Raw genomic sequence first — 20680 nt, 5'->3', positions numbered from 1 at the left:
GGTATTCATCGGGGCTTGGACGATTACCTATCCATCCGCATGTTTCAAGCAACCAAAACGCCGCGTCACCACTTATGATCCCCAACGGCACAGAATATCTGACTTCTAACGGCGCAGGTGTTACTCGCGCAGCGGAACTGCTGCGGCAGGGGAATCTGGTCGCCTTCCCGACCGAAACCGTATACGGGCTGGGCGGCGACGCCCGCAATGGCGAAGCGGTTGCCGCCATCTATGCGGCCAAAGGGCGACCCAGCTTTAACCCGCTGATCGCCCATGTGGCGTCGGTGGATGCCGCACAACGATATGTCGAATGGACGGACGAGGCAGAGTGTCTGGCCAACGCTTTCTGGCCGGGCCCGCTGACGCTGGTCTTGCCGTTGAAGGATGGCCACGGAATATCATCACTTGTTACCGCAGGCCTTGATACGCTGGCGGTGCGGGTCCCGGCGCATGAGACGGCGCGCAAACTACTTTCCGTGTTCGACGGGCCGGTCGCCGCACCATCGGCCAATCCGTCGGGCCGGATCAGCCCGACAACTGCCGCACATGTCAGCGCGGGGCTGGATGGCCGGATTTCCGCGATACTTGACGACGGCCCGTGCGGAGTGGGGCTGGAATCTACCATTGTCGGATTGGCGGGCGACCCCGCAATGCTGCGCCCCGGCGGAGTGGCTTCAGAAGAGGTCGAGGCTGCACTGGGTCGCAATCTGCACCGGCATAAGGTGGGCGATCAGCTGACGGCGCCCGGGCAATTGCTCTCCCACTATGCGCCCGATGCACCGGTGCGCCTGGACGCCCGATCACGTCAGGGCGACGAAGTCCTGTTGGGCTTCGGTGCCGTGGATTGCGATCTGAACCTTTCGGCGGATGCCAATCTGAACGAAGCTGCGGCAAACCTGTTCTCGGCTCTGCACGAACTGGACCGGACAGGGCGCCCGATAGCGGTCACTCCGATCCCGGCCCACGGGCTGGGTGTTGCCATCAATGACCGGCTTCGACGGGCCGCTGCACCGCGCAATACCTGATCAGGCGTGCCCGGCGTTGGCGGACAGGGTCAGCGGGTCGACACCCAATGTGGCCAGCGCCGCTTCCCATTTAGCATCATCTTCGGTCTCGAAAACCAGATCGGTCGCAGCGTCGGCGGTCAGCCAGCCGTTCATCGAGATTTCATCCTCAAGCTGCCCGGGTCCCCAGCCTGAATACCCCAGCATGAGCATCGCCTGCTCCGGTCCGCGACCGGCGGCGATGTCTTCGAGAATGTCCAGCGTGGCCGTCATTCGGAACCCTTCCGAGATTGCCATGGAATGCAGATTCGCTTCGTATTCCGCGCTGTGCAGGACAAATCCGCGCGACATCTCGACCGGGCCACCAAAACGCACCAGACGTTCCCCGATAACCGGAATTCGGCAAGGAATATTCAACTGTGTCAACAAACCCTTCAGACGCAGATCGGCGGGTTTGTTGATGATCAGGCCCATCGCCCCGTCATCCCCGTGGCTGCAGATGTAGATCACCGAATGGTCGAATCGCGGATCGCCCATCCCGGGCATCGCAATCAACAGTTTTCCGGTTAGGTCCATGTGCTGACAACTCTTGCTTGTTTCATTCCAAGAATGACCCTGCGAAGACGGTATTGGCAAGTAAAGACGCGCAATTCCGGCGAAAACGGCCCTTCTGACCTGAACGTGACTTGGCATTTCCGCCCGCACTGCGCATCTATAGAACATGACAGCGCGCATTAAATCCCTTTCCGTCGTCTCGGCCATTTGCCTGGCTCTTGCCACATCATCCTCTGCAGGGGGTGTGGACAAACTAGTGCAGCTGGAAATCCTGGACGGCGGAATGACTGCCAAAGGCACCTATATGGGCGCGATCCGCCTGACGCTGGCGGACGGCTGGAAGACCTATTGGCGGGCACCGGGCGACGCAGGCATCCCGCCGCATTTCGACTGGAGCGGCTCGCAAAACGTCAGCGACATCGAGATCACATGGCCCGCGCCATATGTCTTTGATCAGAACGGCCTGCGCTCGATCGGGTATAAGGATCAACTTGTCCTGCCCGTTGAAATCACCCCGGCAAAGCCCGGCAAAGCCGTGCGGCTGAAAGGCGAAATGGATCTGGGTGTCTGCAAGGATGTCTGTGTGCCGGGCAATCTGGAATTCGACCACCGGCTGGACGCGCAAGCCGCCCGCAACCCCGCCATTGCGGCGGCGTTGGCGCAACGGCCCTACTCCGCCAGCGAGGCTGGTGTGGCAAAGGCCAGTTGCCTTCTGAAGCCGACCGCCGATGGAATACAGGTTGAGGCGCACATCACCATGCCCTCGGCCGGCGGTGCGGAAATTGCCGTCATCGAACCCGGCAATCCCGCAATCTGGGCGTCGCAGACCGAAACCCGAAGGCAGGGAAATAAGCTGGTTGCCAGCTCGGAACTGGTCAGCCAGTTGGGCGGAGCATTTGCACTTGATCGGTCCGAGGTTCGGATCACCGTATTGGGCGCAAATCATTCCGTTGACATTCAGGGCTGTGGTGCGGGCTGAGGGATGGCCAAAACCCCGTTGATCGGCGCGCTGGCCGTATTGCTGCATGAAGGCAGGGTGCTGTTGGTACAGCGCAGCAAAATGCCGGATGCCGGACTATGGGGTTTTCCCGGCGGACATGTGGAGTGGGGTGAAACTGCCCTTGACGCCGCACAGCGGGAATTGCGGGAAGAGACCGGTATCGAGGCCGATCCGACGCATTATCTGGACAATCTGGATCTTATTCGCCGGGACGAAGAGGGACGTGTTGTCGCCCACTACCTGCTTGTCGGTGTGGCCTGCTCCTATGTTGAGGGCGAGCCAATGGCGGGCGATGATGCGATGGACGCGCAATGGTTTCCGATTGAGCAGATACGCGCGGGTAATCTTGCGATGAGTGCGCGGGTCATCGAGTTGTTAGAGCACGCACTTGCGGTTCAGCATTCTGAGGCAAACCGCCACTGATCAGGTTTTTCTGCGGCCGGACAGGCGGGCGTACACCAGCGAAGATATCGTTACTCCGACAAGCAGGATCAGCATGGCGCCAATAACAAACTGGCCCAACGCGACGCGAATGACGTTCGCGTCACCTGCGTCAAACATCTGCAAGACCGACCAGGGCGCGCCTGTGATCAATGGCCAGATCATCGTCACTACCAGCCAGAGCAGCATCGCAACCGCAGTTCCGGTTACCGCAATACGCACAGTCCGATCCGGTGCGCGCAAGGCACGGCGCATTGCCGTCATGGGCCGCGAAATGTCACCCTGAATCGCAATCAGCGCGGGGACGAGAAGCAGAACAAGAAGCATCCCGAAACCCAGACCATAAACCAAGGTGATCACTGTCGGCTTCAGGAACTGTGCCTGTTGCGATCCCTCATAGAGCAAAGGTGTCAGACCAAGAACCGTTGTCAGAGTGGTCAGCATCACCGGCCGCAGACGATCAGCGGTCCCTTCAATGATTGACGGAACCAGTCCCCTGTCCTTCTGATAGGCGTCAATGGTCGTCACCAGAACAATGGAATCGTTGATGATGATCCCCGTCATCCCCAGCAGGCCGACCACGGTAAACATGCTGAGAGGCACATCCCAGACGTAATGCCCCCAGATTGTTCCGACCAATCCGAAAGGAATGATTGCCATCACCACAAATGGCCGTGTCCAACTGGCAAACACCCATGCCAGAACAAGGTAGATACCCGTCAGACACAGGATCAGGCCCGTTCGCGCCTCGGCAAGAAACCTGTCTTCCTGTTCGCTGAGGCCCTCCAAGCGCCACTCCACCTGATGCTCGGACGCGATGTTCGGAAGGATTTCCTGCCGCAAGGCACGTTCTATTTCGGCAGCGCGGGCCGGGTCGTCTTCGGAGATGTCGCCATTTACCGTGATGGTCCGCAGACCATTGACGCGCCGCACTGTCGAAAAGCCGGATACGCGCTTGACCGAGACGATATCCGCCAAGGGCACATACACCCCATCCGGTGTGCGCATCAAAGTCCGCTCAAGAAAATCGGCAGTCAGTTCTCCCTCAGGCAGTTCCACCCTGATTTCGGTGCTGCGCGGCCCGTCGGGGAAGGTCGCCGCCTCGATACCGTTCAGCCGGTTGCGCAGAACACGGCCCAGAGTCTCGATCCGGAAACCCAGCGCTTCGCCCTGCGCGGTCAGATCCAGTATGTATTCTTCCTTGTCATAAGCCATATCATCCTCAAGCGCTGAAACTTCAGGATATTTCACTAGCTCGGCTTGAAGATCCTCGGAGGCTGCCTTGAGCGTTCCGACCTCCGCGCCAAAGAAATTCACTTCGATAGCATCGCCGCCCGGACCCGACCGCCACCCCCGGAAACTAATCACTTCGACCAGAGGATGCCTGACTGCGAATTCCTGTAACTCTCCCACAAATTCAAAGCTGGAATAGGGGCGCAGATCGGCATCGATCAACTCGATCGAAATACCGCCCAAAAGATCATTGTCCTTGCCTTCCGCGGCCGACAACCCGTACCCGGCAGAACCGCCGACTTCGGCCAGCACGTAATCAATCGGATTTCGTCCATGTCGTTCTTCGTAGATTTTTCCCAGTTCTTCCGTCGCCCGCTGCAATTCCCGCATCATTTCCATCGTATCGGACCGCGTAGCCCCTTCGATCATGATGAAGTTGCCGGTGACCGATCCGCGTTCGGGCGCATTGAAGAACCGCCAGTGCACATCTCCCCGGATGAACAGGGAAATCTGGCTGGCAAGAATGGCAATCATGGCCGCCAGCACCACGTACCTTGCTTGGATAACCCATGTAATCAACCGCCGGAACAGGGTGTCACGAACCCATCTGAAGCCGCGGTTGACGACGCGGTTGGGCAGATCATACCAATGTTCTTTTGCCGAATGCTTGATGGCGTGGGCCATATGGTTCGGCAGTATCAAAAAGCACTCGACCAGCGACGCAATCAGCACCGCGATCACGGTGAACGGAATGTCGCGGATCAGTTCTCCGAAACGCCCGCCGATGGATGTAAGACCAAAGAAAGCGATCACCGTCGTCAGTGTCGCTGCAAATACCGGCATCGCCATGCGCCGGGCTGCGCGCTCGGCGGCGACGACCGGCGGCTCACCCAGACGACGGGCGCGAAAATCGGCGTGCTCTCCGACAACGATGGCATCATCGACAACAATGCCAAGCGTGATGATCAGGCCAAACAGGGACACCATGTTGATCGACAACCCGCCGATATACATCAGGGCAATGGCCGCGAACATCGCCACCGGAATTCCGGCAGCAACCCAAAAGGCGATGCGCGCATTCAGAAACAGGAACAGAAGACACACAACCAGACCCAGACCGACCAACCCGTTGTCGACAAGTATATTCAGCCTGTCCGAAATCGCCTGCGCCCGGGTGCGGATCAGTTCAACCGTTATGCCCTCGGGCAAGCTGGCCTGCATCTCCGAAACCGCCCGTTCGACCGTGCGCTGAATTTCGATTGCATCGCCCTGATCCGACCGGTCCACCCGCACGGACATCGCAGGATCGTCGCCAACATAGTACCCGCGTTCGCGCGTTGTGCCTTCCACCCGGATTTGTGCCAGATCACCGACAACCAGTTTGGAGCCGTCCGGGTAGGACCGCAGAACGATACTCTCGATCTCTTCGGGCTTTCTTTTTTCGGCGCCGGTTCGAATGCGGGCATTGGCACCGGTCACATCGCCGGCAGGGCTGGCCGTCACCTCGGCTGCGATGGCAGATGCAATGTCCACCATGCCGATATCATTGGCGATAAGCTGTGCAGTTGGCACCTCGACCACGATGCGCGGGGCTGCTAGCCCGCGGATGGTGGTCCGGGTCACGCCCACGTCGAACAATCGGGTAATCAACTCATCTGTGAATTGCGCAAGCTGGCTGGTTTCGACCGGGCCGGTCAGGACCACATCGGTTACACGGTCCCGCCATGCCGCCCTGCGAATATTCGGCTCATCGGCATCTTCCGGCAGGTTCGTAACACCATCGATTGCGGTCTTCACCTCCTCTACCGCGCGCGCCATGTCCCAGTTTGGCTCAAAATCAAGCCAGATCTGTGCCCTGCCTTCCGTTGATCGGGCCCTCGTTTCGTTTACACCTTCGACGGAAAGCAGCACAGGCTCGATCACCTGAACGATACCGTTATCAACATCTTCAGGACCGGCACCATCCCATTGAACCGTGATATCGACCCGTTCGAGTATGACGTCCGGAAAGAACTGCGCACGCATATTGGGGATTGAGGCGGCCCCCAAAACCAGCATCACCAGCAGCAACAGGTTTGCCAGCGTGCGATGCCGCGCAAAATAGCTGAGGATGCCGCTGGCCGTACCGGGAATCTCACGGATCATGCCCGTCAGCCCCCTGCCCGGTCTTCAATTCGCCGCACCAGTTGCACGGGAACCTGCTGGTTGCCCAGCTGGCTCAGGACTCTGGCCTTGACGTCCTGCGGCATACGTTCGTTGGCTTCGACCACCGCGACCAATTGTGCCCGACGCTCATCGGATAATTCGACCATCTCGAGATCCGGGTCCGCCCGAGCTTCGACCCGCAGCGGACGCACACGCAGGCCGGTTCCCAAAAGCGGGGTACGCCCGATCACGACCTCACGCCCCTCAAGACCCTGACCGCGCAGCAGAACCTCGTCACCCTGACGGCGCACAAGCTGCACAGGCAGCGATTCGAGCCGGTCATCCGGGCCAAGGATCAGCACCGATCCGGATGCGTCCAGAACCGATGCAGGCAGGCGCACCACTTTATCCAGAGGCTGTTCTTCCACCGAAACCGTAACAAAATCACCCGGTTTGAACCCGGGGGCTGCATCCAGACGTGCAAAAATCAGCCGTCCCGACTGACCCTCGCCTGCCGACCCGCTGTCCCGGCTGATGCGGCCATGCGCGACCAGATCGGCCCCGGTCACTTCAAGCGAAATGCTGACAGGCGCATTGATCAGTTCACCGCTCTCATCCAGCAACCGCACGTATTGTGCCGTCGAGACACGGAAAGCCACCTCAAGCGCGTTAGGATCAACCAGTTCGGCCAGTTTTTCATTGGCCGCGACAAGGCGGCCCTCGACAAGGGTCACCCCCGACAAGGTACCGTCGAAGCGGGCGCGGATTGTCATGTCTTCCAAATCCCGCTCGGCCGCTTCCAACGCAATTCGCGCGCGCGCAAGCAGGGTTGTGGTTTGGTCAACACGGGATTCCGCCTGCGCCAGCGCGATGCTGCGCGCCAGAACGGATTGCCGCGCGGACGCTGCGGTCAGCTCTGCCTCTTCCACGCTGGCTGTCGATCCGTATCCGCGGGATTCAAGGTCCTTCTGCCGTTGCAGCGCCCTTGCCCGCAAATCCGCCTGATCTTCCGCCGCCTTCAGTTCATCCTGCGCCAACAGAAGCGAGCGTTCGGCATCACGTTCCTCGAATTGCGCATCCAGCAGGTCGGACTTGGCGCGGTCTAGGGCCGATTGCGCGTCTGCCGGATCAAGCTCGACCAGTATTTCACCGGCGTGGACAGTACCGCCATCTTCGAAGTCGCTGGACAATGCAATCACACGTCCCCCTGCGGCTGTGCGCAGTTCAAGCCGGCGTCGGCTCTGAACCTCTCCGAAGGCTTCGAGATATGGCGTGACGGTCGCGAACTCAGCAGTACGGACGCTGACGGCAAACACACGTTCCCGCGATTCCGGCGGCTGCGAGTCTCGGGCCAGAACCTCCTGCACGGCACCTACGATGGACTGCGCGGCATAAATCAGCAGCGCCAGCGTCAAAGCCGCCAGAAAAACCCCCACAAGGCTTTGCCTTAGAAATCGCATCGTTCACGTCACTCCGGTCGCATCGGGCTGCCACATGCTGAAGGTAGCCGGGCAGAAAAAAATGCCAAGCCACAAAGCAGTTATGAATAGTGTAACGTGTGTCCAGTCTACTTCCGTCGCAAGTGTTCGTCCAATCGTGGCATTATTTCCACGAAATTGCAGGGACGATGGCGGTAATCGAACTGTTTCTCCAGAATGCCGTCCCATGCGTCCTTGCACGCGCCCGGGCTGCCCGGCAGGGCGAACAGATAGGTTCCACCCGCCACACCACCGGTTGCGCGGGACTGAACCGCAGAGGTCCCGATCTTGTCCATCGAGATGATGGTGAACACGGTACCAAAGGCCTCGATCTCTTTCTCATAGACGTCGCGATGCGCCTCGACGGTAACATCCCGGCCGGTCAGCCCGGTGCCGCCGGTCGAGATCACCACGTCAATTTCCGGGTCAGCAACCCACAGCCGTAACTGGGCAGCGATTTCTGCGCGCTCATCCCGAATGATTTTGCGGTCAGTTAGTATGTGACCGGCCTTTTCGATACGATCGGCAAGGGTCTGACCCGAGCGATCCTCTTCCACAGACCGGGTATCTGAGACGGTTAGTACCGCGATGCGAACCGGAATGAACGCCTTGGTTTCATCAATTTGCGACATGCCGAGTCATGCCCTTTCCATGATTGCAAGACGGAGAGCCAGTGCAGCAAAAATGCCCCCCGTGATCCAGCCAACAATCTGCGAAAACCGAGGATTATTGACCAACCTTCGGCCCATGCCACCAGCAAATACGCCAACTGCCGAATTCACAAAAAAGCCGCCCAGCGCGATGATCGTTCCGAACATCAGAAACTGCAAAAGAACCGAACCGGCCGGATCAACGAATTGCGGAATGAAGGCAAGAACGAACAAGATGACCTTGGGATTGGTCAGATTGACCAGAAACCCGTCCCGAAAGGCATATCGGGTGGGTCGCCGCTGAGCATCCCCCGCCACCGCACCGTTTCGTATGGCACCCCACGCGAGATACAGCAGGTAGCCCACGCCCAGCCATCGGATCGCGTCAAATAGCCAGGGCATAGTGGCAACCGCAGCGCCCAGACCCAGCCCCGCGATCACAACATGGACCAGAGTTCCGAGCGATATTCCCGCACTGGCGGTTACGGCCGATCCCGATCCCGAACGCAGGCCCTGCCCCAAACAGAACATCATGTCCGCGCCAGGAGTTAGGTTCAGTGCCAACGCAGCGGGAACGAAGGCAAACAGAATAACCGGATCAATCACGCTGTAACCTCGAACCAGTTTACCTTTGGGCCCAGATTGGCAACTTCGGTCCGGCCAACAGTTCCGCGATACCCCCAGCTGTCGTGAATATGGCCGCAGAACGCCAGCTTTGGCTGAATGCGTTCTATCGCGTCGCGTATGGCAACCGAGCCAACGGAGACACCTTGCGAGGTCGTGTCGCCGGTTCCCTTCGGGGGTGAGTGCACAACAAGGATGTCCGCGTCATTGCACCGGGCCAGCATCTCGGTGGCCTCCGCCTCGGTCAGGTCGCAGGACCAATCACCGAACGGTGTTACCGGAACGCCGTAGCCAAGACCGAACAGGCGCAGACCATCCATCGTCATGCCAGAACCGTGCAGGATGTGAACGCCTTCGGGTGCGGCTTCTTCCAGTTCTTCGGCGCTTTCAGCGTTTCCAGGAACAAGCACAAGTGGCGCAGAAATGCCGGACAGCATTTCCAGCGCCTCGGGTAATCCGTGACGCATGTTGCAATAGTCGCCCGCGCCGACCACCAGATCCGCGTCACGGCTGGCGGAAACCAGATCAGCGGCGCGGTTCCGCGCCATGTGCAGGTCCGAGAAGGCCAGAATTTTCATGACGTGCCTCCCAAATGCGCCCTGAGTTCCAGCAAATCTGCCCAGGCCTGTCGCTTCATCTGCGGCTGGCGCAGCAGGTAAGCGGGGTGGAACATAGGAATGACCGGAAGGTTCATGGCCTGTTCCCACTGTCCCCGCAGCCGCGTAATACCACGTTTGCCCAGCACCGCCTGACAACTGATATTGCCCATCAGAACCAGAACTTCGGGCTTTGCCAACGCGACATGACGTTCCAGAAACGGCTTCAACATGCCAATTTCCTCGGGCTTGGGATCACGGTTCTGGGGTGGCCGCCACGGCAGAACGTTGGTGATATAGGCATTCTCGGATCGTTTCAGGTCAATTGCGGCCAGCATGCGATCCAGCAACTGGCCCGCGCGTCCGACAAACGGTTTCCCCTCTCGATCCTCATCCCGGCCCGGAGCTTCACCAATAATCATGACGCGCGCGCCCGGCGTTCCGTCCGCAAACACCAGCTGCCGCGCACCACGTTTGAGATCGCAATGATCGAACGCATCCATCGCAGCGCGCAAATCAACCAGCGAATTGGCCGCTTGCGCTGACGTTTGCGCCACCTTCACCGGATCCACTTTGTTCGGTTTCACAGGGGCCGCCTGTGCCGGAGCGGCTTTCTTTGGCTTGGGCGTGGTGTCCGGCAAAGCATACCGATCGACCGGATTGTCCCCGACCGCGTCGGTCACGCCCAGTTCCACCTGCCATTCCAGCAGGGCGCGTGCGGTATGAAAGTCCAGAGCCGATTCCATGGCTGACAATCTAACCGCCTTTGCGGCGAGGGAAAGCGAATTGACCTTGCCTGAGCCCCCGAACACCCCGACCATGGGGGAATTCATGCTGTTGATCGTTCGATTCCTTTTGCTGTGTGTTCTGCTTGCGCTGACAAGCGGTATGCCCGCTGTGGCCCATTTTCACGACAAACTCAGACAATGTCCGGGGGGTCAGGCCCAGTGCGGCGCAAGAAACTGCTGCCCTCTGGGTCAACGTTGCAGTTGGGATGGCCACTGTATTCCGCCCGGAGGCACTTATTGCGGTGGCGGGCGATCCTGCGGACCGTTCGAAAAATGCGTATCCGGCGGAACCCGATGCGCGCCGGCGGGGGCGAACAAATGCGCCTCGCGCCTTGATTGCCCCGGTGGGAGCTTTTGCAATGCGCGTGGAGAGTGTGAGAGCAGCAGCCCGGAATTCGATCCCGGCCGCGAGACGAAATGTTCTGACGGGCGCAGCTGTGGGCCCGGGTCGGCCTGCCTGCCCGGCGGCGGATGCACCAGACCGGGTTGGTTTTTATGCGAAGAAACCGGTTCACAATGCCGCCCCGGTTTCAAATGTTCGCGAGAACAGGGCTGTGTCCCGAAAAAGGCCATCGATTGCGGGTTCGGGCGTTGGTGCAAACCCGGTGAACAGTGTCTGGAAGATGGCGGGTGCGAAAAACTGCCCGAAACGGAAAATAACCCATAGTCGCAGGACCGTGTTGCCCCGCCGCTCTGTCCTTTCTATAAGCGGCCCGATTGTCAGACAGGAGCCCGCCCATGCGTTTCGCCCATCGTCACCTTCTTGGCATCGAGCATCTGTCGCAATCCGATATTACCGCCATCCTCGATCTTGCCGAAAAATACGTCGATCTGAACCGGCAACCGGCCAAACGTTCCGATGTGCTGTCGGGGCTGACGCAGATCAACATGTTCTTCGAGAACTCGACCCGCACGCAGGCCAGTTTTGAACTGGCAGGCAAACGGCTGGGCGCAGACGTGATGAACATGGCGATGCAGGCAAGCTCGATCAAAAAGGGCGAGACGCTGATCGACACTGCAATGACGCTGAATGCGATGCATCCTGATTTGCTGGTGGTACGGCATCCGCATTCTGGCGCGGTCGATCTGCTGGCGCAAAAGGTGAACTGCGCTGTGCTGAATGCGGGCGACGGGCGGCATGAACATCCAACGCAGGCCCTGCTGGACGCGTTGACCATCCGCCGGGCCAAAGGCCGCCTGCACCGGCTGAGCATCGCCATCTGCGGAGACGTCGCGCATTCTCGCGTGGCCCGATCCAACCTGATCCTGCTGGGCAAGATGGAAAACCGCATCCGCCTGATCGGCCCGCCGACGCTTGTGCCGGGCCAGTTTGCCGAATTCGGCGCCGAGATTTACGACGACATGAATGAGGGCCTGAAAGACGTGGATGTCGTCATGATGCTGCGCCTTCAGAGGGAACGGATGGATGGCGGCTTTATCCCCTCAGAGCGTGAGTATTACCACCGCTACGGTCTGGACGCCGCCAAGCTGGCGCTGGCCAAACCCGATGCCATTGTCATGCATCCCGGTCCGATGAACCGGGGGGTCGAGATTGACGGAACGCTGGCCGACGACATCAACCGCTCGGTGATTCAAGAGCAGGTCGAGATGGGCGTCGCCGTCCGAATGGCCGCGATGGAACTGCTGGCCCGTAATTTGCGAGACGCCGCATGAGCGATCTGACCATCGCCCCCCATGAACGCGGTGTGATCCGCCTGTTTGCGCTGAATATGCGGCCCGAAGAGGCAAAGTTTCTGCGTGAACCCGGTGCTACCGACCAGGTGTTGGGGGTCAAAGGGCTGGATCCCGAGCAGATCGACATCTTCCCGGTCTCGGACCTCGAAGACCTTGGACTTTATGGGTATCTGAACGAAGGTTGTGGCGTGTCCGGGGATCAATTGGACCGCAACGCCCTTGAGGCCATCGAAGGCTGGGTTATGGCCGTGCGCAGTGCCGCCTTTGGGGATCGCGCTGCCACGCTGAAACCGGACCCTCGCTTGCGCCTGATTGGTCTTTTCACGGAAGAGGCCACAAACTGGACCGGCGGCAAGATCGAAACCGAAAGCGCGAAACCGTTCTCGGTCCCTCAGACCGCATCGCAGGATGACAAGCCGCGCCGCATCGGTTCGGCCGTTCTGGCCCTGGTGATCTTGCTGGCCATCGGAGGTGCCCTATGGCTGATCCTGTAACCTTCGCGCCGGACAAAGGCGCCTATATCCGCACCAACGCATGGCTTGCCGCCGGGGCCATGGCGGCAGCGATGGCTGTGTTATGGCTGATCGGCAACCCCTATGTCTGGACCGGCGCGCCTGCCGGGCTGGCCGCCGTCGGCCTCCGTGCCTGGTATCTGGCCTCGGAAGAACTTGTTGCGACGTGGCAGATGACCGACACCGCCCTCACCGGCCCCGGTCAGCGCACTGTGGCGCTGAACCAGATCGAGGCGGTCAATATCATGGGCAGCTTTGTCCAGATCGTCACCAAGGGCGGCGATAAACATCTGATCAAGTATCAGGCGGACCCCGCCGCCACCAAAGCCGCAATCGAAAGGGCCATTGCATGAGCAATACGATCTTCACCAACGCTCGCCTGATCGATCCCGAATCCGGTTCAGACAACATCGGCTGGCTGCAGGTTGCCGAGGGTCGTATTGCTGCGCGGGGTGACGGCGAAGCTCCGTCTGCGGATGCGCAAATCATCGACTGCGGCGGCTATTGCCTTGCACCGGGGATTGTCGATATCGGCGTCAAAGTGTGTGAACCGGGTGAGCGTCACAAGGAAAGCTACAAGTCAGCCGGTCTTGCCGCCGCCGCCGGTGGTGTGACCACCATCGTCACGCGCCCTGACACCAGCCCTTCCATCGACACGCCCGAGAGCCTGGAATTCGTCACCCGCCGCGCGCAGGCCGACACGCCCGTCAACGTGCTGCCCATGGCCGCCCTGACCAAGGGCCGCGAAGGGCGCGAGATGACTGAGATCGGGTTTCTGCAGGACGCAGGCGCCGTGGCCTTCACCGACTGTGACCACGTCGTCACCAATACCAAGGTGTTTTCCCGCGCCCTGACCTATGCCCGCTCCTGCGGTGCCCTGGTCATCGCCCACCCGCAGGATCCCGGCCTCAGCAACGGTGCCGCTGCAACCAGTGGCAAGTTCGCGGCCCTGCGCGGCCTGCCCGCCGTCTCGCCCATGGCCGAGCGTATGGGGCTGGACCGCGACATCGCGCTGCTGGAAATGACCGGTGCCAAATACCACGCCGACCAGATCACCACTGCCCGCGCCCTGCCTGCGCTGGAACGGGCCAAGCGGAACGGGCTGGATATCTCGGCTGGCACGTCCATACACCACTTGACGCTGAACGAGCTGGATGTGGCCGATTACCGGACTTTCTTCAAGGTCAAGCCACCCCTGCGGTCCGAAGACGACCGTCAGGCGGTGATCGACGCAGTTCGCACCGGGTTGATCGACACGATCAGCTCAATGCACACGCCACAGGACGAGGAAAGCAAACGCCTGCCTTTTGAAGAAGCCGCATCCGGCGCGGTTGCGCTGGAAACCCTGTTGCCTGCTGCGCTGAGGCTATATCATTCTGAGCAACTCGACTTGCCGACCCTGTTCCGCGCGATGGCCCTAAACCCGGCAAAACGGCTGGGACTGGACAGCGGCCGTCTAACCGAAGGCGCTCCTGCCGATCTGGTTCTGTTCGACCCGGATGTGCCTTTTGTGCTCGACCGGTTCACTCTGAAATCCAAATCCCAAAATACTCCGTTTGACGGACAGCGGATGCAAGGTAGGGTTGCGGCAACTTACGTTGCAGGCAAAGAAGTTTACCGGAGACCCTGATGCCAATAATCGACGGTTCGACAGCCCAACTGATCCTGTGGGCAGTGCTGGGATACCTGCTGGGATCTGTCCCTTACGGCATGATCGTTGCGCGGGTGATGGGGCTTGGCAACCTGCGGCAGATCGGGTCGGGCAACATCGGCGCCACAAACGTTCTGCGCACCGGAAACAAGGCCGCAGCGGCGTTGACCCTGTTGTTCGATGCCGCCAAGGGCGCTGTCGCGGTCCTGCTGGCCCGCCTTCTTGCCGGTGAGGACGCCGCCCAGATCGCCGCTCTGACCGCGTTTATCGGGCATTGCTATCCGGTCTGGCTGGGTTTCAAAGGTGGCAAGGGGGTTGCGACATTCCTTGGCCTGTGGCTTGCGCTGGCCTGGCCGGTTGGCCTTGCGCTGTGCCTGACATGGCTGATCGCTGCCGCGATCTGGCGCATTTCGTCGATGGGCGCGCTGGTTGCTGCGGCTTCGTCCACCATGTGGGCCGTGTTCCTTGGGCATGGCGAGACGCTTTTTCTGGGCGCAGTTCTCACCCTGTTGGTCTTTTGGCGCCATCGCGCGAACGTCGCACGCCTGAAAGCGGGAACCGAACCCAAAATCGGACAATCGTGACACCTTGTGCAGCGTTTCTGGATGCCTTCCTTGACCTGCCGGATGGGACATTTACGGGTCGGTCCTGTGGTCGGCGCTATGTCGTCAGCCGGACGTCATTTGCCGGGGGGTGCAGTCACAAGCTGATCGCGCATGAGCTTGGCGGCTCGGACTACATCAGCATGAATCTGTATCAGACGACCCGTAGCAGTGCATTGTTGAGGCCATGCGAAATGCCCGCTGAAAAGGTCATCGCCTTTGTCATCGGGTTGGAACCGGAAACCTGATCGGCGCTTCACAGATCACTCATCCCTGCACATGTTCTATTCGCTGGCGCACAATCAAAAATGGTTGTTTTGAACGTTACCGGCGACGCGCCCAAATGCTGTTTCGTGACGGTCCATTTTGACCGCACAGCATTCCAACCCGAACCGGCGGGCGCAATTTCGGCATCCCCTGTCGGTTCGTTTCACGAAAGGTGAAATCATGAACAAGATGAAATCGCTGTTGGGTGGCGTCGCGCTGTCCGTTGCAATCGCCACTTCTTCTCTGGCCGCCGGGGTCGAGATCAATGCAAGCTCCACCGGGCTGGCCATGCAGGGCTATGATCCGGTCGCCTATTTCACCGAAGGCGAGCCGACCAAGGGCAACTGGAAGATCACCACGATCCATGACGACGCCATGTATCGTTTTGCCTCGGAAGAGAACAAGGCGGCGTTCGAGGCCAACCCTGCGGCCTATCTGCCTGCCTACGGTGGCTATTGCGCCTTTGGTGCGGCGATGGGTTTCAAATTTGACGGTGATCCGAACTATTGGCGGATCGTTGACAACAAGCTGTACCTGAACATTTCGAAAGATATTCAGGAGCGCTGGGAGGGTGACATCCCGGGCTTTATCGAACAGGCCAGCGCGAAATGGGAAGACATTGCTGACAAAGATCCGGTGGCTCTTCAGCAATAACCTGCCTGTTTAACGGGTGGTCAGCGGCGGCGGAGCGATCCGCCGCCGCTTGTGATTTGAGTTCGCGCATAGACGCATTATCTTGTTTCATTATGTGATTTCAGGGATCGCGGACAGCACATGTGCCGCCGATACTCCAATAAAACACTTCGGTTCGGAACAGTTGGGTGAATGTTGATCCGGTCTTGCGGCCGGACCGTATGATTCACTGCAGGCGGGGCGAATACGTGCTTTGCCCGCTTTTTTTCGACCGAAAGGATACGAGATGACTGGAAAACTGGCACTGATATCCGCAATCGCCTCGCTCGCCGCCGGGTCGGCTGCTGCACAATCGCCAACCTTGCTGAATACAAGCTCGGGTGACTGGACTGGTTTCTATGCCGGTGCGCAGGTTGGCTGGATCGACGTCGGCACCAGCCTACCCGGCATTAGCGGGGATGACTGGATCGGCGGTATCATCCTGGGATACGACTATGATTTCGGAACCTGGGTTCTGGGTGGTGGCTTTGACTATGACTGGACCAGCGTCAGCCTGGGCGGCGCGGTCAAGGTCGAGGATGTCTGGCGCCTGAAGGCCCGTGCCGGATACAAGGTTTCACCTGACGGGCTGCTGTATGGCGTCGCTGGCTGGGCAGACGCGGGCACCGACGTTCTGGGTGACGATGATGGCTGGCTGATCGGCGCCGGTTACGAACAAATCATCAACGGCAACTTCAGCTTGGGCGGTGAAATCCTGTATCACGAGTTCAACAACTTCAACTCCAGCGGTGTAGACGTGGATGCAACCACGATTCAGATCCGCGGGGCTTACAGGTTCTGAACCCGCGCGCATTTGCAACGCATTGACCCGCTGATTAGATCAGCGGGTCAATTTCGGACTAAGGTTCCAGCACAGTGCTGCCGGTGGTCTGCCGTGCTTCGAGGACACGATGGGCATCCGCCACCTGTTCCAGCGAGAACCGCTGGTCCATGTGTATCTTGACCTCGCCCCCTTCGACCTTTCCAAACAAGCGCCTTGCCATTGCCTGGCAAATATTGTGGTCGGAAATGTGCGTGAACAGAGTTGGCCTGGTTATCTTGAGCGATCCTTTCTGCGCAAGGACGCCGATATTGAAGTGAGGTACCGAACCGGACGCATTGCCGAATGAAATCATCATGCCCAAGGGTTTCAGACAATCAAGCGACCCTTCGAATGTTTCCGCTCCGACCGAATCCATCACCGCATCCACGCCCTTGCCGCCGGTAAACTCCTTCACCTTCGCAACGAAGTCTTCGGTGTTGTAGTTGATGCAATGCGCCGCGCCATTGAACTGGGCCAATCGGCATTTTTCATCGGTCCCGGCGGTTCCGATCAAAGTGATCCCTTCGGATTTTGCCCATTGGCAGGCGATCAGGCCAACCCCGCCTGCCGCTGCATGGAACAGCACCGTGTCCCCGCGTTTGAGCGGTGTCGTTCGGTGAAACAGATATTCAACCGTCATTCCCTTGAGCATCATCGCGGCACCGGCGTCAAAAGATATGTCATCCGGCAGCGGACACACCTGCGCCGCTGGCATGACCCGCGCCTCGCAATAGGCACCCGAAGGCGCCGCGGCATAGGCTGCCCGCTGTCCAGGCTCCAGATGAGTGACGCCTTCACCCACCGCTTCGACAATACCCGCCGCTTCCATTCCAAGCGCGTGCGGCAGTTCCAGCGGATAAAGCCCGGTGCGCTGATAAACATCGATGAAATTCAGTCCGCAGGCATGATGCCGGATACGAATCTGACCGGGGCCAGGATCGCCGACCGGGCGGCTTTCGATTTTCAGAACCTCCGGTCCGCCGAATTCGTGAATGACAACCGTGCGCGCCGTTTCCTGCATAACGTCCTCCTCATGTTTGAGGTCAAGCTAGCACGCCTGAAAAATTGAACAATCACCTCAGTCTCATAAGGGTGATTCGCTGTTTTCCCAAAATATGCTAATATGATGGAAGGCGTTGCCGGCTGATCCGGCCACGGGCAACCCGAATGCCGGATTCATTCTGCGGCGCGATCACGCCGAAGAAGGGGATGAAGATGGCCAAAACAATCGGTAACCCTGTCAGCTGGGCCGCCCGGAACCTTGGGGCGACCAGTGACCACGTAACAGAAAGCGTCAGCCGCATCGGCAGCGCCGATACGCAGCATCTGCCGACAGTGCAGACCTTGACCATGCAGGATATCATTTCGTGCCTGAGGGCGGGATATCAGGATTTTATCGAAACCCGGGCGGACGCGGTTTTCGTAATCCTGATTTATCCGATCGCCGGGCTGGTGATGTTCGGACTCGGAATGAACATGAACATGGTGCCGTTGCTTGCACCTTTGATCGCCGGTTTTGCACTGATCGGACCGGTTGCCGCTGTCGGGCTGTATGAAATCAGCCGCAAGCGGGAACAGGGGCACGATGTGCATTGGCTGGACGCGTTCGGCGTATTCCGTTCACCTTCTTTCGGGGCCATCCTCGCGCTTGGCTTTTATCTGGTCATGCTGCTGTTGATCTGGCTGATGGTCGCGCAAAGCATCTACGTTCAGACGCTTGGTCCTGAACCGCCTGCTACCTTCGGTGCATTCATGACCGAAGTCTTCACCACCAGTGCAGGTTGGAGCATGGTTCTGATCGGTACGACCGTTGGCTTCCTGTTTGCCCTGATCGCGCTGGCCATCAGTGTGGTTAGTTTTCCACTATTGCTGGACCGAAAGGTTGGTGTACCCGTTGCTGTCGTGACATCCGTGCGCGTGTTCCGCCACAACCCCGGAGTCATCCTGACCTGGGGCTTTGTAGTCGCGGCGATGCTGGTGCTGGGGTCGATCCCGATCCTGCTGGGCCTGATCTTTGTGATGCCGATACTGGGCCATGCAACATGGCATCTGTATCGCAGGGCCGTCGTCTGATCGCAGATACGCGCGCGAGCAATAATTGATCGCGCGCGTTCGAGATTAGCCCGAGACTTTCAGAACGATCTTGCCAATATGGTCCGAACTTTCCATTCGGGCATGGGCCGCAGCAGCGTCTGACATATCAAATTCACTATCCATCACCGGAGCAACCCTGCCTGCCTCAAGCAGAGGCCAGACAGCTTCGCGCAGATCCTGCGCGATCCGCGCCTTGGCAAGGTCACTTTGCGGGCGCAGGGTGCTGCCCGTCAGCGTCAGGCGTTTGACCATCATCAGTGCAAAGTTCAGCTCGACCACCGGCCCTTGCAGGAACGCGATCTGCACCAAACGCCCGTCCTCGGCCAGCGCCTTGACGTTGCGAGGGATATAGTCTCCGCCAACCATGTCGAGGATCAGGTTTGCGCCACCTTCTGCCCGCATGGCTGCAACAAAATCCTCATCCCGGTAGTTGATTGCCTTTTCCGCGCCCAGCTTCAGGCAGGCTTCGCATTTGTCGTCAGACCCGGCAGTGGCAAAGACCCGCGCCCCAAACGCATTGGCCAGCTGGATCGCAGTAGTACCGATGCCGCTGGACCCGCCGTGAACCAGAAACCGCTCACCAGCCTGCAATCCGCCACGCGTGAACACGTTCGACCAGACGGTGAAAAACGTCTCGGGCAGGCAAGCCGCTTCCTTCAGGCCCATCCCGGCAGGAACCGGCAGACAATGAGCAGCCGGAGTCGCCACGTATTCGGCATATCCGCCGCCCGGCAACAAAGCGCAAACCTTGTCTCCGATGGCGAGCCCTTCGACTCCGGGGCCGATGGCCACAACCTCGCCTGATGCTTCCAGCCCCGGCAGGTCGCTTGCCCCCGGCGGCGGATCATACGCGCCCGCACGCTGCAAGGCATCGGGGCGGTTCACGCCTGCATATGCAACCTTAATGACAACCTGCCCGTTCTCCGGTTCAGGTACGGGGCGTTCGGTCAGTTTCAGAACATCGGGCCCGCCGGGAGTGGTTATTTCGACGGCACGCATCATCTGGGTCATCGGCAATTCTCCTTTGCGCCCTGCCTAGCAGGCAGGACAGCCAAGGCAAAGACTCTAGCTGAATTCCCGCTTATTTCCTGTTTGACAAAGATCCCGGTAAATCCGTCCGAGCGCCAGCCGGTGCCCGGACCTGACCCGCCAGCCAGTTCGGCACGGCCAGAAACGGCTTGAACAAAGGATTGCCGTTTACCTGCGCCTTAAATTTTTCGAACTGCATGACATCGGCGATCCTGCGATCCAGAAACTCCCAGGTCGGTTGATGATCGGGCGTGTCATCCCCCAGCCAGAACAGCAATGTCGAGGAATACACTCCAGACAGCGTGGCCCGCTTGGTGTACCAGTTGACGTCTTCGGAGGTGTCCCCCAGCGCATTCCAGATCAGATCGCAGGTCCCCCAGATCGCCCGGGCACCGTCCGCCGCGTGCGTCGGCAGGGAAAACAGGGTCACACCCCGGCGTACGGCCTCTTTGTCATCAACGGCCTGCAACCTGAAACGAACCGCCGCTGCAATCTTGTCCCGAAACTTAAGGTCGCTCAGGTCCTCGCTTTGCAGCCTGGACAGCATGGCCGCGTCTCCCCTTGCGTGAAACGCCAGCGCCAGATCAACGGCACCACGGGGGCAGATGGCACGCGCCAGACCGTCATCCAGATCGCAGTCTGAAATTGCCGCGCGAAAGCTTGATTCGGACCACCCTTCGAACGGAACGTGGTTCAGAATGGCATCCAGCAGTTTCTCTTTTGCATCTTCGTATGTTGCGGTCATGACGGTTCTCCGGTTCACGGCCCAGTACTAGACAAGTTAGGCGGGCTTTGCTATACGGCCACTTCCTGCAATTTCC

22 protein-coding genes are annotated in these 20680 nt (G+C 59.5%); 12 read left to right on the top strand and 10 right to left on the bottom strand.

What is annotated here, in order from left to right; genetic code table 11:
• Positions 1–74 precede the first annotated feature (74 nt).
• The gene (locus ACR0NW_RS16290) at positions 75–1025 is read left to right on the top strand and encodes an L-threonylcarbamoyladenylate synthase (RefSeq protein ID WP_480451571.1); all 951 of its coding nucleotides are present in this window, start codon (positions 75–77) and stop codon (positions 1023–1025) included.
• Here ACR0NW_RS16290 and ACR0NW_RS16285 read toward each other — a convergent pair whose 3' ends face one another.
• On the bottom strand, positions 1026–1697 hold the full coding sequence (locus ACR0NW_RS16285) for a YqgE/AlgH family protein (RefSeq protein ID WP_480451573.1): 672 nt from the start codon (positions 1695–1697) through the stop codon (positions 1026–1028). It lies immediately after the preceding gene.
• Positions 1698–1815: 118 nt separating this feature from the next.
• Between ACR0NW_RS16285 and ACR0NW_RS16280 the strand changes: the two genes are divergently transcribed.
• Together ACR0NW_RS16280 and ACR0NW_RS16275 are read left to right on the top strand one after the other, a co-directional pair.
• Positions 1816–2538, top strand: a complete 723-nt coding sequence (locus ACR0NW_RS16280) for a protein-disulfide reductase DsbD domain-containing protein (protein ID WP_480791886.1) — start codon at positions 1816–1818, stop codon at positions 2536–2538.
• Between the two features lie 3 nt (positions 2539–2541).
• Positions 2542–2982: an NUDIX hydrolase gene (locus ACR0NW_RS16275; protein WP_480451575.1), complete on the top strand. Its 441-nt coding sequence runs from the start codon at positions 2542–2544 to the stop codon at positions 2980–2982.
• Here ACR0NW_RS16275 and ACR0NW_RS16270 read toward each other — a convergent pair whose 3' ends face one another.
• The 6 genes from ACR0NW_RS16270 to ACR0NW_RS16245 form a co-directional block, all read right to left on the bottom strand.
• On the bottom strand, positions 2983–6378 hold the full coding sequence (locus ACR0NW_RS16270; protein WP_480451576.1) for an efflux RND transporter permease subunit: 3396 nt from the start codon (positions 6376–6378) through the stop codon (positions 2983–2985).
• A gap of 5 nt (positions 6379–6383) precedes the next feature.
• Positions 6384–7838: an efflux RND transporter periplasmic adaptor subunit gene (locus ACR0NW_RS16265; protein ID WP_480451577.1), complete on the bottom strand. Its 1455-nt coding sequence runs from the start codon at positions 7836–7838 to the stop codon at positions 6384–6386.
• Positions 7839–7945: 107 nt separating this feature from the next.
• Positions 7946–8488, bottom strand: coding sequence for a molybdenum cofactor biosynthesis protein B (moaB, locus tag ACR0NW_RS16260; RefSeq protein ID WP_480451578.1), 543 nt, complete (start codon positions 8486–8488; stop codon positions 7946–7948).
• A 6-nt stretch (positions 8489–8494) separates the two neighbouring features.
• Positions 8495–9112, bottom strand: a complete 618-nt coding sequence (locus tag ACR0NW_RS16255; protein WP_480451579.1) for a LysE family translocator — start codon at positions 9110–9112, stop codon at positions 8495–8497.
• Positions 9109–9708 (bottom strand): metallophosphoesterase family protein, encoded by a 600-nt coding sequence (locus ACR0NW_RS16250; RefSeq protein ID WP_480451580.1) that lies wholly within the window; start codon positions 9706–9708, stop codon positions 9109–9111. Before ACR0NW_RS16250 ends, ACR0NW_RS16255 begins: the two co-directional genes overlap by 4 nt.
• Positions 9705–10472: a uracil-DNA glycosylase gene (locus ACR0NW_RS16245; protein ID WP_480451662.1), complete on the bottom strand. Its 768-nt coding sequence runs from the start codon at positions 10470–10472 to the stop codon at positions 9705–9707. Before ACR0NW_RS16245 ends, ACR0NW_RS16250 begins: the two co-directional genes overlap by 4 nt.
• 780 nt (positions 10473–11252) lie before the next feature.
• Here ACR0NW_RS16245 and ACR0NW_RS16240 point away from each other — a divergent pair.
• The 8 genes from ACR0NW_RS16240 to ACR0NW_RS16205 all read left to right on the top strand — a co-directional run bounded on the left by ACR0NW_RS16240 (position 11253) and on the right by ACR0NW_RS16205 (position 16715).
• Positions 11253–12188: an aspartate carbamoyltransferase catalytic subunit gene (locus ACR0NW_RS16240; RefSeq protein WP_480451581.1), complete on the top strand. Its 936-nt coding sequence runs from the start codon at positions 11253–11255 to the stop codon at positions 12186–12188.
• Positions 12185–12703 (top strand): hypothetical protein, encoded by a 519-nt coding sequence (locus ACR0NW_RS16235; RefSeq protein WP_480451582.1) that lies wholly within the window; start codon positions 12185–12187, stop codon positions 12701–12703. The genes ACR0NW_RS16240 and ACR0NW_RS16235 overlap by 4 nt, the downstream gene beginning before the upstream one ends.
• Positions 12688–13074 carry a hypothetical protein gene (locus tag ACR0NW_RS16230; protein ID WP_480451584.1) on the top strand — a complete coding sequence of 129 codons (387 nt, stop codon included), beginning with the start codon at positions 12688–12690 and terminating at the stop codon, positions 13072–13074. The genes ACR0NW_RS16235 and ACR0NW_RS16230 overlap by 16 nt, the downstream gene beginning before the upstream one ends.
• A complete protein-coding gene (gene pyrC, locus ACR0NW_RS16225) occupies positions 13071–14351 on the top strand; it encodes a dihydroorotase (protein ID WP_480451586.1) in 1281 nt (426 codons plus the stop codon). Before ACR0NW_RS16230 ends, pyrC begins: the two co-directional genes overlap by 4 nt.
• Positions 14351–14956, top strand: a complete 606-nt coding sequence (gene plsY / locus ACR0NW_RS16220; protein ID WP_480451587.1) for a glycerol-3-phosphate 1-O-acyltransferase PlsY — start codon at positions 14351–14353, stop codon at positions 14954–14956. Before pyrC ends, plsY begins: the two co-directional genes overlap by 1 nt.
• A complete protein-coding gene (locus tag ACR0NW_RS16215; protein ID WP_480451589.1) occupies positions 14953–15222 on the top strand; it encodes a hypothetical protein in 270 nt (89 codons plus the stop codon). Before plsY ends, ACR0NW_RS16215 begins: the two co-directional genes overlap by 4 nt.
• A 199-nt stretch (positions 15223–15421) precedes the next feature.
• Positions 15422–15895: a YHS domain-containing (seleno)protein gene (locus ACR0NW_RS16210; protein ID WP_170654550.1), complete on the top strand. Its 474-nt coding sequence runs from the start codon at positions 15422–15424 to the stop codon at positions 15893–15895.
• A 265-nt stretch (positions 15896–16160) separates the two neighbouring features.
• Positions 16161–16715 (top strand): porin family protein, encoded by a 555-nt coding sequence (locus ACR0NW_RS16205; RefSeq protein ID WP_170654548.1) that lies wholly within the window; start codon positions 16161–16163, stop codon positions 16713–16715.
• A 58-nt stretch (positions 16716–16773) separates the two neighbouring features.
• On the opposite strand, the gene ACR0NW_RS16200 is transcribed toward ACR0NW_RS16205, so the two are convergent.
• Positions 16774–17757 carry a quinone oxidoreductase family protein gene (locus ACR0NW_RS16200; RefSeq protein WP_480451590.1) on the bottom strand — a complete coding sequence of 328 codons (984 nt, stop codon included), beginning with the start codon at positions 17755–17757 and terminating at the stop codon, positions 16774–16776.
• Positions 17758–17951: 194 nt separating this feature from the next.
• Between ACR0NW_RS16200 and ACR0NW_RS16195 the strand changes: the two genes are divergently transcribed.
• Positions 17952–18809 carry a DUF2189 domain-containing protein gene (locus ACR0NW_RS16195; protein WP_170654544.1) on the top strand — a complete coding sequence of 286 codons (858 nt, stop codon included), beginning with the start codon at positions 17952–17954 and terminating at the stop codon, positions 18807–18809.
• Positions 18810–18854: 45 nt separating this feature from the next.
• Here the strand turns inward: ACR0NW_RS16195 and ACR0NW_RS16190 are convergent, their stop codons facing one another.
• A complete protein-coding gene (locus ACR0NW_RS16190; RefSeq protein ID WP_480451592.1) occupies positions 18855–19841 on the bottom strand; it encodes an NAD(P)H-quinone oxidoreductase in 987 nt (328 codons plus the stop codon).
• A 70-nt stretch (positions 19842–19911) separates the two neighbouring features.
• Complete coding sequence (locus ACR0NW_RS16185) at positions 19912–20604, bottom strand: COQ9 family protein (protein ID WP_480451594.1); 693 nt, start codon at positions 20602–20604, stop codon at positions 19912–19914.
• Between the last annotated feature and the right edge of the window lie 76 nt (positions 20605–20680).

This window comes from Ruegeria sp. CF5 (assembly GCF_056537325.1).
Note: the sequence above shows the minus strand (reverse complement) of the source record. Positions and strands in the feature narration are given on the sequence as shown.